We start from the raw sequence: 15681 nt of genomic DNA on the forward strand, positions 1-15681 counted from the left end.
GACGATCGGATAACTCGCCGTGATCAGTGGTGGGCGTGCGCGGCCAGCTTGGAGACGCGCGCGCGGAACACCCAGATCTGGTAGGCATTGTAGAGGATCATCACCGGAATGAAGCCACCCATGGTCATGGTGAAGGTGGTGATCGAGACTTCGGGGCTCGCCGCATCCCAGATCGTCCAGGTGCCCGGGATCAGATAGGGGAACATCGTCGCCAGCATGCCCAGGCCCATGATCACCGCCGCGCTGTTGAACCACAGCACCGCCGCGAGATCGCGGTCCTGATTGGTTGCCCGGCGCATCTGGATGATCGCGAACAGGCTGACGATGAACAGAATGCCCCAGATCCAGACTTCCGAGCCGAACCAGCGGTTGGCGGCCCACGGGAAGATCAGCGCGCTCCAGGCAGTGGTCACGGCGACGGCGGCAATGGCGAGATAGAAGATGGTCGCGGTCCATTTGGCCGCATCCTGACGGATCGGCTCATCCTTCTCGAAGCGTGCCCGCACGAACAGCACGCCGGCCAGCGTCATGGCAATGGTGGAAGCAATGCCGACCCAGATCGAGAACGGCGTGATGAAGGCGAAAGCCCCGCCGACGTAGGTCGGTACGCGACCGGCTTCATCGGTCATCGGGTAGCCGTGGAGCACCGCACCGACCGACATGCCGCCGAAGAAGGTGACAGTCAGGCTGGCGACGCCGAACACACCGTCGCTGAAGCGCTGCCAGAACGGCGAGGCGAGATGACGGAACTCCAGCGCCACGGCACGGGCCATGATGCCCCAGAGCACGAAGGCCAGCGGCACCATGAGGTAGTTGAAGGCCGAGCCGTAGACGTACGGAAAGGTCCCGAACAGGATGCCGCCGGCGACGATCAGCCAGGTCTCGTTGGCATCCCAGGTGCCGGCCATCGCCGTCATGATCGCGCCACGCTCGTCGTGATCGCGAACGAACAGCGAGAAGATGCCGGCGCCGAGATCGGCGCCATCCAGCGCAATGTAGATCAGCACGCTCAGGCCCAGCGCAAACCACCACGCGAAGATCAGGACCTGCTGTGAAGCGGAAAACGTATGCATCGATGAATTCCTCGAATCTGTCCGATGACTCAGGCGGTCTGGGCGTTGGCGGTGGTGTCAGCCTTGGCGGCAGGCGCCATGCCATCGTTGTCGTGCGGATCGAACGCGACCGGCGAGTTCATGTCGGGGCCGTGGCGGCAGATCTTGGCTAGGAAGTAGATCGTGCCGAACGTGACGCCGATCTCGAAGATCGCGAAGCCGACGAACCAGAAGATCGCGAGTTCCGGCGACATGTGGCTGACCCCGTCCTCGGTGCGCATCAGGCCATAGACGACCCACGGCTGACGGGCGATTTCACGCGTCCACCAGCCGGTCCAGACGCCCAGATAGGGCAGCACGCCGGCGATCACGACCGCCTTGAGGAACCACTTATTCTCGGTGACGCGCTCGACGGAAAGACGACCGCGAGCGGCCAGCCAGGCGCCCCACAGCGCCAGCAGCAGCAGCACGCCGCCGATTGCCACCATCACGCGGAACGAGTAGAAGGTCGGCGCCACCGGCGGGCGCTCGTTCTGCGGGAACTCGTTGAGCCCCTGCACCGCCCCGTTCAGGGTATGTGTCTCGAGCATGCTCAGCACGTGCGGAATGGCGATCGACCAGGCCATGCCGTCGTTCTCGGCGTTGGGCCAGCCGACCACGTTCCAGCTCGTGTTGACCGAGCCGTCCGGGTTGTTGGTTTCGTAGTGACCTTCCATTGCCGCCAGCGCCGCCGGCTGGGTTTCGGCCACGGTCTGACCGAGTTCGTCACCGACCCAAACCTGTAGGGCGGCCACGAACACCAGCGAGAGAATCGAGTACTTCAGCGCGCGCTGGAACAGCGCCACGTGACGGCGCTTGAGCAGGAACCACGCAGAGACGGCAGCCACGAAGCAGATCGACAGCTCGACGGCGGCGATCAGCATGTGCGGGAAGGCCGTCAGGAAGTGCGGATTGAGGATCGCCTCACCCCAGTCGACCACGTGGAAAACGCCGTCGCGCAGTTCGACCCCGGTCGGCGACTGCATCCAGGAGTTGGCGCACAGGATCCACATTGCCGAGAGCGTCGAGGAGATCGCGACGTTGGCGGTGGCAAAGAGGTGCATGCGTTTGCTGATGCGCCCCCAGCCGAAGATCATGAGGCCGATGAAACCGGCTTCATACATGAAGGCGGTGATCGTCTCGTAGCCCAACACCTGGCCGAAGAACGGCCCCGCGGCCTGGGAGAACGGCCCATAAAGAATGCCGAAGGCCATCTCCATGGTCACACCGGTGGCAACGCCGGCGCCGAAGTTGACGATGAACAGTCGCTCGAAGAAGCGGCAGAGGCGGTACCAGCCTTCGTCGTTGCTGCGCACCCAGCGCCACTCGGCGAAGAACAGTAGCATCGCCAGCCCGATCGTCAGCGGCGGATAGATGATGTGAAAGGTGGTGATCCAGGCGAAGTCAATTCGCGAGATCAGTGTGGAAAGGTCTGCCGCGTTCACTGCGTCCTCCTCATCCGGCGGGATCACCGCCGAGACTAGCCAGCCAGGTCCTGCTTGCCGGAAATCTGCGTCTGGTTCACGCCAGGAACCGGCGACGCATCGGTAAAGTTAGGACGGTAATGATCCGCCGATGGGCGTCGCGGCACAACGACAAAGCGGGGGTTTACCCTGCGACATATCGTCAGTGGCAGGTTGTCGCACTGGCTGGCGATTTCTCCACAGAACATTGTTTCAGCTGGCTATTTAGGGCTCAGAATGCGACATCGACGACTAGCGTGTCGGTATAGGTCGCCGGTGGCGGGGTCGCCTGCGCAGGCAGAATTTCGGCACGATAGGTGAATCCCTGCCAGCTGACGCCGTCGGTGTTGCCGGGTTGAAGGTCAGCGGTGGCTGAGCTTCGCCGCGCGCTGCCGCTGCTGCCCCAGCGCGTCTGCGAGCTGGCGCCCTGATAGATCTCGTAAGCAAGGAAGTTACCCCCCGCCGCCATGCGTCGTTGGGTGCCCGAGGCGTTGAGCCCATCATTGATACCGACGGTATAGCTCGATCCTTTGGTGCAGCGGATCGAGATCGTCTGCGTCACCGCATCGAACCCGCTCACCAGCGGCGCGGAGCCGAAATCCAGACTCGGCGCGTCGATCGCGCAGTCCGGCGAGATCGTCAATGACAGCGAGATGACCGTGGTGGCCGTGCCGGAATTGCGCCCCAGGCAGACGCCGGCCACACCGATTCCCGTGCAGATGCTCCAGTTCCAGGAGACTGTCAGCGTGTCGGTGTAGGTCCCGGCGGAGACGTTGCCCGCGCTGCCCGGCTGGGTGCGGAAGTACATCGGCAGGTTCGCGGCCTGGCCGCCAAGCAACCCGAGCAGGCCGAGAATATAGCTGTTGTAGTAGTTGTAGGCGGTACCCGGCGTGATCTGCGCCTGCCCCGCGGCATCGGCGAAGATCGTGTAGCCGATGGTGTCGCCGGCACTGTTGCGAAGGCCCGCGCCGTTGGCGCTGGAGACCGTGGCGTTGACGCGGTCGCCGGTCACGATGAGCCCCAGCGTGCTGCCGGGGCAGCGCAGCCCGGCGCTGGGCAGCGCCTGAGTCTGCTGCTGGGTCGTGCCGACCACGAGCGAGGTGACCGAACCGAAGCTGGCGCTCGGGTTGGCGGTCACGACCGAGCAGGCCCAGCCGGGGCGAGACAGCAGCAGGCAAGCCGCGAAACCCGCCAGCAGCGCCAGGGCGCGTGTTGCCAGGCGCCAGCCAGAGCGTGACCGGGTCGTCATGGCGTCACCTGCCGTTGCGGCAGCTGGTCGAACCAGCCGCGGTCGACGCGCTGCGCCGGTCGTCTCTCGCCGGTCGTCAGCGGCCGACAGACGACCGGCCCCGCCTGGAGAATCGTCTCGGCTTCGAGATCTACCGGAATGGTCGCTGCGCAGCGTCCGCTCTGCGGCAATCGCGCCTCGACCGTCGTCTCCCCCGTCAATGTGTCGAAATAGGCCATGCCATCCCAGCCGACCACGGTCGTGTTGCCATCGGGCAGCACGACCGCCGTGCCCACCGGGAGCGCCTCACCGTCGAGGCCGACCAGCTTGGCGTTGGTGGCGACATGCCGCTCGAGCGGGAAATCGAGCAGATAGCCACTGCCGGAGGTCACCGAGACATGCTGCTCGACCCGCGATGTGGCAATGGTCGGCGGCAGTGACAGCGTGTTGATCGCGTACTTGCCGGGATACCAGGCGCTGCCCCAGGGCACCAGCAGATAGCCGTCATCGTCGGTGACGCCGACGCGCTGATTCTCGTACTGCACGGGAATGTCGCCCTGCCCATCCGTCGACACCACGACGAAGGCATCGCGCACCTCGTTGGCCGCGAAGAGATGGTTGTCCATCAGCGCGACCGAACCCGCGAAATCGCCGTAATAGAGCGTATCGTCGTCATACTGGTAATAACCGGCGCTGGCGGTGACCACGCGGTGGCGATACTCCACCTCCGCCTGACTGCCGAGATCGTCGTTGCCGCTGCCATCGCCACGCTCCAGCCCGACGTCCCAGCCCCAGCCGCCGACCAGTGGCGCGGCGCGGGCATAGCGCAACTGCTGACTGGTCTCGCCGGTCGCCTCGCGGTAGCTGCCGATGGAGGCCACGCCGCCGACGCCCGGCAGCGAGAACGTGAGCTGCGCCAGTCCGGCCCAATCTTCGCCCGGCTCGCGGCTGGCCGTGAGCGCCAGCTGCACCCCGGTCCAGAGCGAACGCTGCCAGGAGAGGTTGAGCAGCCGCGAGTCGTAATCGTCTCCCTGGATGTCGAAGTAACCCGCGGCGACGCTGCCCATCTCGCCCAGCGAGGCGCTGGCGGTCACCTGGGCCCGGCGCTCGGCCCCGTCGTTCATGCCACTGTCGAAATCCGCCAGCGACAGCCGCGAGAGATCGACGAATCCGGCTCCGCGCTCCTCCCAGCGAACGCCGAAGCTGTAGGCGGCCGCGCGATACTCGTAGCCACTGCTCCACGCACTGCCGCGCCACGCCTGATAATGGCTGCGCTGCGCGGCCAGTTCGAGAACCCCGAGCCGCCAGAGCCGGGTGGTCGCGCCGAGACCGCCGAGCCACAGATCCTCGGCCGCTTCGGCGTGGGTGCCGAGTGTCAGCCAGTCGCTGACGCCGTAGCGCCAGGAGAGATCGCCAGCGGCGGCGCCGTAGGCAAAATTGCGCTGGGCGTAATCCTCGCGCAGTGCGCCAGCCCCAACGCTATAGCTCGATAGCCCCGATTTGAGCAGCTCGTTGGTGACGTAGAACGGCAGCGTGGTCACCACCTGCTGGCCGGAGGCATCTCGCGTCACCAGCGTCGCCTCGCCGGCGCCGGTCAGAATCGGAATATCGGCAAAGGTATAAGGCCCCGGCGCGATATCGCGACGATCCACGCGCGTGCCGTCGACGAGGAGATCGACCGTCGTCGGCACCTGGGTGCTGCCGGCGAACTGCGGCAGCGGATAGGTGATCAGGTCAGGCCGAATGGCGAAGTTGCGCGACAGCTGAACGCCTCCGAGCCGCACCGCGCGCGTCCAGCTCAACGGCCGCGTGATCACGTCGCCGAACTCCCAGGTTCGCAGCGCCGCCTGATCGAAATGGCGCCAGGTGGTGTCGTAGCGCACGTAGCCATCGTTCTCCTCCGCGCCGGGGCCACCGTCGAGCCGGTAGCGGACGCGTCCGGTGGTGCTGAAACTGCCGCCGATGCCGAAGGCCCTGAGCTCGTGCCACAGCGAGGTATAGCTGGTGCCCCGTTCGGCATGACTGGTGTAGAGGTCGTAGTTGATCAGCGCCCCGGGCGTGCTGACCGCGCGGGGCGCCTCGGTATCGCGCCGGGCATCGAGCATCTGCGGCGGCAGCCAGGCGCTCGGCACGTCGAGATAGAGGCGCTGATGGACCGCGTCGTAGCGCGTCTGCGCCTCTGCCAGCGCGGCCAGGTCGATCTCGGCGGCGTCGGTGACCGCGGTCGGCAGCGCGATCTCCGAAAGCGAATCCCGCCGCACCCATAGCGCCTCACCCTGCTGGCGCACGGCAATCACCCGGCCCGTGGTGCGCTGGTTGACGATCAATTCGAGATAGAGCTGCGCCGAGCGCTGGCCGGTGACGGCGGCGGCATCCGGCGGCGGCGGCAGCGACTGCGCGGCCAGCGGCGTGACGCCGGCCGCGCATGCCGCAATCGACAGCGTGACGCCAGAACGAAGCCAGAAAGCCGTATGCGCCGTGATCACTCGGTACCCGCTCAGGGAGCATCGGTCGCCCGAGCGACGAGCGCCGGCGCCCGTCCGTTGACCCGCGCGGTCAGCGAATCGACCGACGCCGCCGGCAGCGGCCAGCGCTGGCGTGAGTGGGGCAGCACGTAACCGAGCAGCCCGTCGGCGACCTCGATCGTGCCGCCAGCCCCCACGGCCGAGACATCGGTCAGCCGCGCGTGCACGTCGCCGCGGTTGGCGACTTCCAGGTACGTCTTGCCGCCCTCCTGAATCACGCGCCAGGCGAGTTTTGCGCGGACTTCACCGCTCGGCTCCGGCGGTACCGGTTCGAGCCCCTCGCCATAGCCGAACAGCGGCAGCGAGTAGCGCATCTGGAGATTGATGCCGGCTCGCGTGGGCCCGCCGGTGCGCGCGTCGCTGCGCTGCGGCACCTCATCAAGAATGACGCGCCACGCGGTTTCGGTGCCCGGCGCGGCGGGCGTCTGCCGCATCAACCTCACCAGATGCCGCTCGCCGGGGCCGACCTGCATCATCGGCGGGCTGCTGATCACGTCCTGCTGCTCGCGGTAGTGGTTTTCGCCGTTCGCCTGTTGCCAGGCGAAGACGCGCACCTGCAGCCAGGTGGCGGCATCGCCGCGGTTCTCGACCCACAGCGCGGCCGCGGATTCTCCGGGGGCGAATACCGGATGCACCGGCCAGAGCAGCAGCGTGGCGGCGTGCGCCGTGCCGCTCATCGAGACCGCCAGCCACAGCGCTGCCAGCGCTGCCCACCCGACGCTCAACGTCTTGCCCTGCCAGAACGCGCCGTTCAGCCTCATGTCATCATCACCATGCCAGCGTCACCGTCAGACGATCCGTGTACGTGCCGGCGTACGCGTTACCGGGCAGCGCGAGCCGACCGTAGACCGGCAGCGAGATCGACGACGAACTGGGATCGAGCTGAAAGGCGACCGCCTCGTCGATGCCGATCGACTGCTGCAGACCGGCATCCGCATAGAGCGCGTAGGCCAGCGCCTGATCGCCGTCGACACGGCTCACCTGACGAGAACCACTCGCGGCGTTGAGCCCGCCATCGATGCGCATCGTCAGTTCGATGCCGGGCGTGCACTCGAGCGACACCGCGCCGGCCTGCACCACCGCGCTGGTCAGCACATCGCTGGAGAGCGAAGACGCCGTGCCGAAATCGAGCGTGCCAAACTCTCCCACGTTGCCGCTGGTCTCGCCCGTCTCGCTGACCAGGCAACCCTCGCTCACCGTCGCCGAGACCTGGAAGCTGCGCTGCGTCTCGGCGAACGCCAGTTCGTCGGCGCCCAGCCACGCCGCCATGATGCCCGCACCGATAGACCACGGCGTCGCGGCGCGGCAGCCGGCCCGCCCGTTCAAAACGTCAGCACGACGTTCAGCGTGTCGCTGTAAGTGCCGGGCGTCAGCCCTTCCTGGCCAAAAGCGCGGCCGTAGAGATCGAGCGTCTGCGGGTTGACGCCATCCGGCTCGCCGGCCAGCGCGGTCGGGTTGTTCAAGCCCAGTTCGGTGGTACGACCGGCATCGGTATAGAGCGAATACGGCACGAAGCTGGTGCCGTTGGTCATCGCATGGGTGGCCGATCCGCTCTCGGCGTCGTTGGCCCCACCGGTCACGGCGACTGCCGGCTCGGTCCCGGGCGAGCAGAGCACTTCGATCGAGCCACCGCCGCTCTGCACCTCGCTGTCGACCTGCTCGAACAGCGTGGTCTGCGTGCCGAAGTCGAGCGCCCCGAAATCCAGACCGGTGGTCTCGGTCGAGCCATTGACGCTGCAAGCCTCGGTCAGCTCGAGAGAGACATCGATCGTCCCGGTCAGATCCTGAGCGAGCGCCGACGTGGAAGTCAGGCCTGCCAGACTGGCAAGGAGAGTTGCGGCGTAGCCGCCATGACGTAAGGACATGTTCGACTCCTGTAGTTGAACCAGTTGAACCAGTTGAACCAGTTGAACCCCGTGACTCGAGTTGAACCCCGACACTCGAGTTGACCCCCGATATCTGGATGGAATCCCGACCTTTGGCCATCCTTGCCGACAAGCGCGCTCTGTCGCTATTGACGGATATACCCGGCGGCTCCATTCAAGCCGCACACTCATCGGCGGGTGAAAGCGCCCCAACAACCTCTTTATAGCCCGTATTTAACCAAGGGTTATCGTCTCGTTATTGATCGTTACCGCAGAGCTATCTACCCGGCCGTCCGCCCTGGTCTTTTCCGTAACGTCGCCACTGTCATTACCCGCGGTCGAACACGCCTCGCAAACGTTCAAGAATGCCGGTACCGCGCGTCGAGAGGCGCTTCTCGAGAGAGCAAAAAATGCTTTCTCGAGACCACGAGGCGCCTGCTGGAAAACATGAAACGCTTCATGGAAAAGTAGCATACCACCGCGACACCGAGTGTTATCAAGTTTTAAAATAACGTCACCGATAAAATAAATTCAGGAAATTCTTATAAATCACTAATTGTCCAAACCAGACATAATAAATACGCTAATTCAATGATTAAAATGGCTCTCTAACGGCAGGCTCATTCAAATTAGACATCCTAAATAAACTGAACCTCAAAGAATCTTCGGGTGAATGAGATTCCCCGAAAGCCAAGGGCGCCGGTTCATCATGATCGGGGCATCATGGAACATCTTTCGGCGGGCGAAGCGTCTCGCCGGGCCGCGTCTTCGGGCAGCAACGCGAGGGCTCGTCAATTCGGTTATCCTCGAGTTTCATTCCCGAAGGAGCGCCTCATGCCTGCCAGAGCCCTAACGCCCGCCGAGCAGAACGAGCTGATCGAGATCGTCCGCGACGCCGCGAAGACCGAAATCCTGCCGCGCTTTCGTAATCTCTCGGAAGACGCGATTCGCTCGAAGAGCGCGCCGGACGACCTGGTCACGGACGCCGACCAGGGCGCCGAACGCCTGATGACGGCGGCAATCCGCGAGCGTTGGCCGGAAGCCGCGATCATCGGCGAAGAGGCCGTGGCGGACGGTAGTGCTCGACTGGAGACCATCGCCGGTGCCGAGCTGGCCTTCATCATCGATCCGGTCGACGGCACCTGGAACTTTGCCCGCGGCCTCAACCAGTTCGGCGTGATTCTAGCGGTGACGAGCTTCGGCGAGACGATCGCCGGCCTGCTCTACGACCCGCTGGCGGACGACTGGATCGCGGCTCGTCACGGCGAGGGGGCCTGGTTCGGTCGTCCAGACGGCACCGAACGGCGCCTGCAGGTCTCGGACACGACCGATCTCGGCCAGATGGTCGGCTCGACCTCGATCCGGCTCTTCCCCAAGCCGCAGCAGTATCAACTCGCCGCCACCTTCCCCGATTTCCAGCGCATGATGTCGTTCGGCTGCGCCTGCCATGAGTACCGCACCATGGCGTTCGGCTTCGTCGACTTCATGCTCACCGGCAAGCTGATGCCGTGGGATCACGCCGCCGGGCTGATGATCCACCGGGAGGCAGGCGGCTATTCGGCGCTGCTCGACGGCACCCCCTACAACCCGACGATTCATCAGGGCACGGTGCTTGCCGCCAGCTCGCGAGCGCATTGGGAAGCGCTGCGCGAGAAGTTCGCCTTTCTGGTCTGACCTCGGATCAGAACGACAAAAACCGGCGCCCCCAGGGCGCCGGTTTTTCTGCTATTGGCCATCGGACCGCCCGAGCCGATCAGGGAATGATCTTCTCGGCACGCAGGCGATCGAACAGATCGAAGAAGGCGCCGCGCGTCTCGCGGAAGTGGTCGAAGCCGAAGTCACGCGACTTGGTGGTGTCGTTGACGCACTCCTGATCGCGACCGAGGTCGGCATCGGTATGCCACCATGAGGCGAGCTTGCCGACGTCCGGCTCGACCAGACCGTGCTTCTCGGCGATCTCGCGCCAAGTCGACTCGGCGCCCGCCATCTGCTCGTCCAGCGGCTGCGGCGTCTTCGGGCAGTCGGCTACCTGTAGCCCAAAATACTCGCCAATCTCGCGCCACATGCGGCGCCAGCGGAAGACATCGCCATTGACCGTGTTGAAGGCCTGATTGGCCGCGCCCGGCGTGGTCGCGGCCCACTCCATCTGGCGAGCCAGCACCAGCGCGTCGGTCATGTCGGTGAGCACGTTCCACTGCGTGGTCGATCCAGGGAAGACGAACGGCTGGCCGGTCGCCTTGCAGATCGAGGCGTAGACGGCGATCGTCGTGCCCATGTTCATGGCGTTGCCGCGAGCATAGCCGATCACGGTATGCGGGCGATGCACGTTCCAGCTGAAGCCCTGCCGTTCGGCCGACTCGAACAGCACGTCTTCGAGCGCGTAATAGAAGTTGTCACCCGGCACGCGCGGCTCGGACTCACGGAACGGCGTTTCGATGCGGCCGCTACCATAAGCCTCGAACGAACCGAGATACTGCTTGGTGCCGGTGACCAGAGAGGCGTGCTTTAGCGGCGCCGATTCAAGCCCGGCGAACAGGTTGCGCATCATCTGGCTGTTGGCCTCGACATTCGCCTTCTCATTGTCGCGACGAATCCAGGTGCAGTAGAAGACGTGACTGATCGGCAGCTCGGCAAGCGCCTGCTTCGTCTGTTCGGCATCCAGCAGATCGGCGGCAACCGGAATGACGCCGCTCTGTTCGGTCGCCCGGCGCGACAGTCCGTAAACCGTCCAGCCGCTCGCGACCAGGTAAGCGGCCAAATTGCCGCCGGTGATGCCGGTCGCGCCAACGACCAGTGCAGTGCCCTTTTGCATGATTGCCTCCGTGACAAGTACGTCATTGCGAATTGGCTTCGGTCGCGCCGAAGCGATGAATGCAGTCTGGACACGCCTCACTATTGCTACAATCACAAAGTTCGCAAATCTTTATTGCATGAGGCGCAACTCGATGACGATCAGCCACCTGGACCTCAATGCCTTGCGTGTTTTCGAGCGAGTCGCCGCTACGGGTAGCTTCACCGCTGCCGCGCATCACTTCCATCGCGCCGTCTCATCGGTCTCGCGTCAGATTCGCGGTCTCGAGGACGCCATCGGTCAGCCATTGCTTTATCGCCACACGCGGGCGGTTACGCTGACGGAAGCGGGATGGCGCTACTACGATGAAGTTCGCGAGATCCTCGAACGGCTCGACCTTGCCACCGAGGCACTGGCGCATCCCGGTGCCGAACCCAGCGGCGTGCTTCGTATCAACGCGCCGGTCGCCTTCGGCCAACATCAGATCGTGCCGCTGTTACACAGGTTCCAGCAGCGACACACCAGCGTTCAGGTCGAACTGCAGCTCGACGACCGCGTCATCGACCCGGTCAGAGAGGGGAATGACATCACTTTCCGCGTCGGCGAGCTCACCGACTCCTCGCTGGTCGCTCGCCGCCTGGCACCGATGAACTACGTCGTCGCCGCTGCGCCCGCCTATCTCGAACGTCGCGGAGCACCGGACAGCCCGGAGGCGCTGGATCAGCACGACTGCTTGATCTATCAGGGCGAAATGGGGCGCCAACGCTGGTACTTCCAGCCCCTGCCGGCGGGCGATGCCTCGCGTGCGAGTGCGGCGACGCCGTACGAAGTCAGCGGCAGTCTTTACAGCAACGACGCGGAAAGCCTCCTGCGCGCCGCACTACTCGGCCAAGGCCTGATCCTCTTTCCGACCTGGTTGGTCGCGGAGTCGCTCGCGACCGGTGCACTGGTACCACTGCTACCAGCGTGGCAAGCGGAGGTCGTGCCGAAGCGCCGCGATATCCACGTGCTCACCACCGAGCGCCGCATGAGTGCACGCAAGGTGCGTGCCTTCATGGACTACCTCTTCGATGAGCTGCAGCCCCAGCCGCCTTGGGACCGCTGGCAGCGATCGTCCCAATAGTCATAGTTAATTAGCGATTAAATCGTGCACGACATAAATTACGATTTACTTAGCCACCCGACGGCCGCTCATGACGAATCACGAAGAGAACGCTCTGTCGCTCGACTCTCAACTCTGCTTCGCGCTCTACTCGGCGCAGCTGGCGATGAACAAGCTCTATCGCGGCTTGCTGGGCGAGCTCGGCCTGACCTACCCCCAGTATCTGGTCATGCTGGTGCTGTGGGAGTCGGACCACCGGAGCGTCTCCGAAATCGGCGAGCAGCTATTCCTCGATTCCGCCACGCTGACGCCGCTGCTCAAGCGACTCGAGAAGGCCGAGCTACTGAGCCGTCGGCGCTCCCGCGAGGACGAGCGCCGGGTCGATGTCGAACTGACCGAGCGCGGCCGTGCGCTTCACGATAAAGCGGCGTCGATCCCGGAGGCCGTGACCTGTGCCAGCCACTGCTCGCCGGCGGAGATGGCATCGCTGCGCGACCAGTTGCACAAGCTGCGCCGTGAACTCGGTTCTTCGTAGGACAGAATCTCGGCATCAAACGCGGCGTCAGCGCCAGCCGACAATAAGCTGGCCCGCCCGAATGGCGTCGCTGAACTGAAATCATGCTTGCCCCGTGGACGCAGCCGCAACTGCGTTCGACCATAAAGATCGCGCACGACTCAATCGCTAGCGATCAAAATCAGGAGAAAGTCGATGTCTCTGGAAAAAGTCCTTTATCGTGCCCAAGCCAATGTCACCGGCGGCCGCGACGGCCGTGCAACGTCCGACGACAAGGCGCTGGACGTCAAACTGTCCACGCCCAAGGAACTTGGCGGCGCCGGCGGTGACGGCACCAACCCTGAACAGCTTTTCGCCGCGGGCTACTCCGCCTGCTTTCTGGGCGCACTGAAACTCGTCGCCTCGCAAGAGAAAGCCAAGCTGCCGGCTGACACCGCCATCACTGGCGAAGTGGGAATCGGCCCCGTCGGCAGCGCATTCGGTATCGAAGCCACGTTGACCGTCAGCCTGCCTGGCTTGGATCGCACGGAAGCCGAAGCGCTGGTCGAGAAAGCGCACCAGGTCTGCCCGTACTCCAATGCCACGCGCGGCAATATCGACGTGACGCTCAACGTCGAGGTGTAATCTTCACGATATCGAAAAAGGACCTGCCATCATCGATGGCAGGTCCTTTCTTTGTGCCCGCTCGCCCTGGTGGCGTTCCGACTGGGCGATCTGCGACGCCAACACCGCTCCCGATCAGTGTCCGGGGAACGGGGATCGCCACGCTCAATGCCCCAGGATGATGGCAGTGATGACGCCGCTGGCGACGGCGGCAAGCACGTAGTCTCCGTTGATGTGCAACCAGCGATGGCCCTGCGGCGGCCGTGGCAGGTGGCGATCGTGCCAGTCGCGCACCCAGTAGCGGTCATCGTGATAGTAGTGCCGGGAGAGATGGCCACCTTCGTGCCAGCCGTGATGATCGAAATCACGTCCACCATGTCCCCGGTGATCATCACCATGATGCGCCTGATGATGGTGACCGCCACCATGGCCCTGGTGGCCCGGCGGTCCACCGCCATGATGTCCATTACCGTGTCCGTTGCCATGGCCCGGGTTGGCCTGGGCGACTCCGGACAGTCCCAAAGATGCCATCAGAAGCGGAAAGATCCAGCGCTGCGTTTTCATGTCGATCTCCTTGCCCGCCGCACTGGCGTGCGACGAGGAAATGAGAGGATGCGTGTCGATGAAGCGCGGCGACGCCCGATCATCGACCGGGCGACAACGATAAATAGGACGAGGCGTCGAATCAGCCTCGTGCTCCGGTGGCTAGTGGCCGAGAATGATCGAGGTGATCACACCGGTCGCGACGGCGGCGAGAACATAGTCACCGTCGATCTCGAGCCAGCGATGACCATGCGGCGGCTCCGGCAGATCATGACCGCGCCAGTTCTGCACCCAATGGCCGTCGTCACGATAGCGATCGGGCACATGGTCGCCTTCATGCCAGTTGGGCGGTCCGCCGCGGCCGTTACCGGGCCCGCCCTGTTCCTGTCTTGGGTCATGGCCATTGCCATGACCCTGAGGGCCGCCTTGGCCTTGCTGGTGCTGCGGTCCCTGGCCGTTGCCGGGGCCTCCCTGACCGGGGTTGGCCTGAGCGACGCCGGCAGTGCCCAGCGTCGCGACGATCAAAGATGCAATCAATGTGCGTGTTTTCATGTCGACCTCCTGACGGTCAGCCCTGATTGGCGATGAGACACAGCATGAACCAAAAATTGGAAAACAGTGTTCACTAATTGTGAAAGTGGTGTCTCCGTTTAGCATGCTAATATCGCCCATCCAATCTCCTTCTCTCTCGACGGACCGCCACCCGTGACAATCGCCGCTAACGAGACGACGCCTTCCACGCCATGGCCTACCATCGTGCTGCTGGCGCTCACGGCCTTCTGTGCTGCCGCTACACAGCGCATCCTCGACCCGATGCTGCCCAAGGTCGCCGAGGTGTACACCACCTCGCTCGCGGCAGCGTCATGGGCAATCACGGCATTCGCCATCGTCTACGGCTGCCTGCAGCTGGTGCTGGGCCCGAGCGGCGACCGCTACGGCAAGCTCCGAGTGATTGCGCTGTTTTCTCTGCTGGCCGCGGTCGCAAGCTTGCTCTGTGCCCTATCCGGCAGCCTCGCCACGCTGATCGCGGCGCGCATGCTGGCCGGCGTCGGCTGTGCCGCGGTCATTCCGCTGGCGATGGCGTGGATCGGCGACAACGTACCCTACGAGCAGCGTCAAGCCGTGTTGGCGCGATTTCTGATCGGGCAGATCTGCGGGCTCGCCTGCGGCCAGACCTTCGGTGGTCTGGCAGCGGAACAGAGCTGGTGGCAGTGGCCGTTTCTCGCCTACACGCTGCTGTTTGCCTTGGCGAGCGGCCTGCTGTGGCTTCGCGCCGCTCGTCACGAGCGCCCCAAGGGCCGCCGAGACGAGTCACTGACCGTCAGTCTGCGCGCCGTGCTGAGCCAACCGTGGCCACGCGTGGTACTGATGGCCGTCTTCTGCGAGGGCGCCGTCGTGTTCTGCGGTTTCGCCTTCGTCGCCAGTCATCTGCACGTGGTCGGCCATCTGCCGCTGGCCGAAGCCGGCATGATTCTCGCCGTCTTCGCACTCGGCGGGCTCAGCTTCGCACTGCTGGCGAGGCGACTGGTACCCCGGCTTGGCGAGGCCGGGCTGTGCCGAATCGGCGGCGTGTTGATCGCGATCGCGATTGCCGCCATCGCGCTGCGGCCGACCCCGCTGGTGGCCGTCATCGGCTGCTATCTGTTCGGGCTCGGTTTCTACATGCTGCACAACACCTTGCAGACGACCGCCACGCAGATGGCCCCCGAACGTCGCGGCGCCGCCGTCTCGCTCTTCGCCACCGCCTTTTTCACCGGCCAGTCGGTAGGCACGGGTATCGGCGGCGCCATCATCGGCTTCTACGGCACGACACCGACCCTGGCGCTGGCCGCCGTCGGCGTGCTGCCGGTCGCTTTCGGCTTTGCAAAGCAAATTCGTCGGCGTCAGAAAGCCATGGTGGCGGAGGTTGCCGGTTAGGCTGCCATTTCTCTCTGCGAATTCGCGCCCGCTTTTCTA

At 64.5% G+C, this 15681-nt stretch carries 15 protein-coding genes; 5 read left to right on the plus strand and 10 right to left on the minus strand.

The window, feature by feature from the left end; translation table 11 throughout:
- Window positions 1-23: 23 nt before the first annotated feature.
- From IE125_RS04680 to IE125_RS04710, 7 genes are all read right to left on the minus strand, one after another.
- Window positions 24-1073 (minus strand): cytochrome d ubiquinol oxidase subunit II, encoded by a 1050-nt coding sequence (locus IE125_RS04680; RefSeq protein ID WP_189443478.1) that lies wholly within the window; start codon window positions 1071-1073, stop codon window positions 24-26.
- A 29-nt stretch (window positions 1074-1102) separates the two neighbouring features.
- Window positions 1103-2536 (minus strand): cytochrome ubiquinol oxidase subunit I, encoded by a 1434-nt coding sequence (locus IE125_RS04685; RefSeq protein WP_189443479.1) that lies wholly within the window; start codon window positions 2534-2536, stop codon window positions 1103-1105.
- A gap of 250 nt (window positions 2537-2786) precedes the next feature.
- Window positions 2787-3803: a Csu type fimbrial protein gene (locus IE125_RS04690; RefSeq protein WP_189443480.1), complete on the minus strand. Its 1017-nt coding sequence runs from the start codon at window positions 3801-3803 to the stop codon at window positions 2787-2789.
- Window positions 3800-6268: a fimbria/pilus outer membrane usher protein gene (locus IE125_RS04695; protein WP_189443481.1), complete on the minus strand. Its 2469-nt coding sequence runs from the start codon at window positions 6266-6268 to the stop codon at window positions 3800-3802. The genes IE125_RS04690 and IE125_RS04695 overlap by 4 nt, the downstream gene beginning before the upstream one ends.
- Before the next feature lie 11 nt (window positions 6269-6279).
- Window positions 6280-7068 (minus strand): fimbrial biogenesis chaperone, encoded by a 789-nt coding sequence (locus IE125_RS04700; protein WP_189443482.1) that lies wholly within the window; start codon window positions 7066-7068, stop codon window positions 6280-6282.
- 7 nt (window positions 7069-7075) lie between these two features.
- Window positions 7076-7576: a Csu type fimbrial protein gene (locus IE125_RS04705; RefSeq protein WP_189443483.1), complete on the minus strand. Its 501-nt coding sequence runs from the start codon at window positions 7574-7576 to the stop codon at window positions 7076-7078.
- Window positions 7577-7629: 53 nt separating this feature from the next.
- A complete protein-coding gene (locus IE125_RS04710) occupies window positions 7630-8172 on the minus strand; it encodes a Csu type fimbrial protein (protein WP_189443484.1) in 543 nt (180 codons plus the stop codon).
- 834 nt (window positions 8173-9006) lie between these two features.
- Here IE125_RS04710 and IE125_RS04715 point away from each other — a divergent pair.
- Complete coding sequence (locus IE125_RS04715) at window positions 9007-9846, plus strand: inositol monophosphatase family protein (RefSeq protein WP_189443485.1); 840 nt, start codon at window positions 9007-9009, stop codon at window positions 9844-9846.
- A gap of 79 nt (window positions 9847-9925) precedes the next feature.
- On the opposite strand, the gene IE125_RS04720 is transcribed toward IE125_RS04715, so the two are convergent.
- Window positions 9926-10984: an SDR family oxidoreductase gene (locus IE125_RS04720; protein WP_189443486.1), complete on the minus strand. Its 1059-nt coding sequence runs from the start codon at window positions 10982-10984 to the stop codon at window positions 9926-9928.
- Between the two features lie 148 nt (window positions 10985-11132).
- Here IE125_RS04720 and IE125_RS04725 point away from each other — a divergent pair, with 148 nt between their 5' ends.
- From IE125_RS04725 to IE125_RS04735, 3 genes are all read left to right on the plus strand, one after another.
- Complete coding sequence (locus IE125_RS04725) at window positions 11133-12086, plus strand: LysR family transcriptional regulator (RefSeq protein ID WP_189443800.1); 954 nt, start codon at window positions 11133-11135, stop codon at window positions 12084-12086.
- 70 nt (window positions 12087-12156) lie between these two features.
- The gene (locus tag IE125_RS04730) at window positions 12157-12600 is read left to right on the plus strand and encodes a MarR family winged helix-turn-helix transcriptional regulator (protein ID WP_189443487.1); all 444 of its coding nucleotides are present in this window, start codon (window positions 12157-12159) and stop codon (window positions 12598-12600) included.
- 174 nt (window positions 12601-12774) lie between these two features.
- Entirely contained in the window at window positions 12775-13203 is a 429-nt protein-coding gene (locus IE125_RS04735) for an organic hydroperoxide resistance protein (RefSeq protein ID WP_189443488.1), read from the plus strand.
- A gap of 144 nt (window positions 13204-13347) precedes the next feature.
- Here IE125_RS04735 and IE125_RS04740 read toward each other — a convergent pair whose 3' ends face one another.
- Complete coding sequence (locus IE125_RS04740; protein ID WP_189443489.1) at window positions 13348-13746, minus strand: RcnB family protein; 399 nt, start codon at window positions 13744-13746, stop codon at window positions 13348-13350.
- 141 nt (window positions 13747-13887) lie between these two features.
- Window positions 13888-14277: an RcnB family protein gene (locus tag IE125_RS04745; protein ID WP_189443490.1), complete on the minus strand. Its 390-nt coding sequence runs from the start codon at window positions 14275-14277 to the stop codon at window positions 13888-13890.
- 153 nt (window positions 14278-14430) lie between these two features.
- On the opposite strand from IE125_RS04745, the gene IE125_RS04750 reads away from it, so the two are divergent.
- A complete protein-coding gene (locus tag IE125_RS04750; RefSeq protein WP_189443491.1) occupies window positions 14431-15642 on the plus strand; it encodes an MFS transporter in 1212 nt (403 codons plus the stop codon).
- Window positions 15643-15681: the final 39 nt, after the last annotated feature.

Source organism: Salinicola rhizosphaerae, assembly GCF_014652715.1.
GTDB classification, from domain to species: Bacteria; Pseudomonadota; Gammaproteobacteria; order Pseudomonadales; family Halomonadaceae; genus Salinicola; species Salinicola rhizosphaerae.

Coding starts and splice junctions, on each gene's coding strand:
- IE125_RS04735 (WP_189443488.1), top strand. CDS start 12,775: ATGTCTCTGGAAAAAGTCCTTTATCGTGCCCAAGCCAATGTCACCGGC.
- IE125_RS04720 (WP_189443486.1), bottom strand. CDS start 10,984: ATGCAAAAGGGCACTGCACTGGTCGTTGGCGCGACCGGCATCACCGGC.
- IE125_RS04705 (WP_189443483.1), bottom strand. CDS start 7,576: ATGGCGGCGTGGCTGGGCGCCGACGAACTGGCGTTCGCCGAGACGCAG.
- IE125_RS04700 (WP_189443482.1), bottom strand. CDS start 7,068: ATGAGGCTGAACGGCGCGTTCTGGCAGGGCAAGACGTTGAGCGTCGGG.
- IE125_RS04710 (WP_189443484.1), bottom strand. CDS start 8,172: ATGTCCTTACGTCATGGCGGCTACGCCGCAACTCTCCTTGCCAGTCTG.
- IE125_RS04715 (WP_189443485.1), top strand. CDS start 9,007: ATGCCTGCCAGAGCCCTAACGCCCGCCGAGCAGAACGAGCTGATCGAG.
- IE125_RS04690 (WP_189443480.1), bottom strand. CDS start 3,803: ATGACGACCCGGTCACGCTCTGGCTGGCGCCTGGCAACACGCGCCCTG.
- IE125_RS04730 (WP_189443487.1), top strand. CDS start 12,157: ATGACGAATCACGAAGAGAACGCTCTGTCGCTCGACTCTCAACTCTGC.
- IE125_RS04740 (WP_189443489.1), bottom strand. CDS start 13,746: ATGAAAACGCAGCGCTGGATCTTTCCGCTTCTGATGGCATCTTTGGGA.
- IE125_RS04680 (WP_189443478.1), bottom strand. CDS start 1,073: ATGCATACGTTTTCCGCTTCACAGCAGGTCCTGATCTTCGCGTGGTGG.
- IE125_RS04745 (WP_189443490.1), bottom strand. CDS start 14,277: ATGAAAACACGCACATTGATTGCATCTTTGATCGTCGCGACGCTGGGC.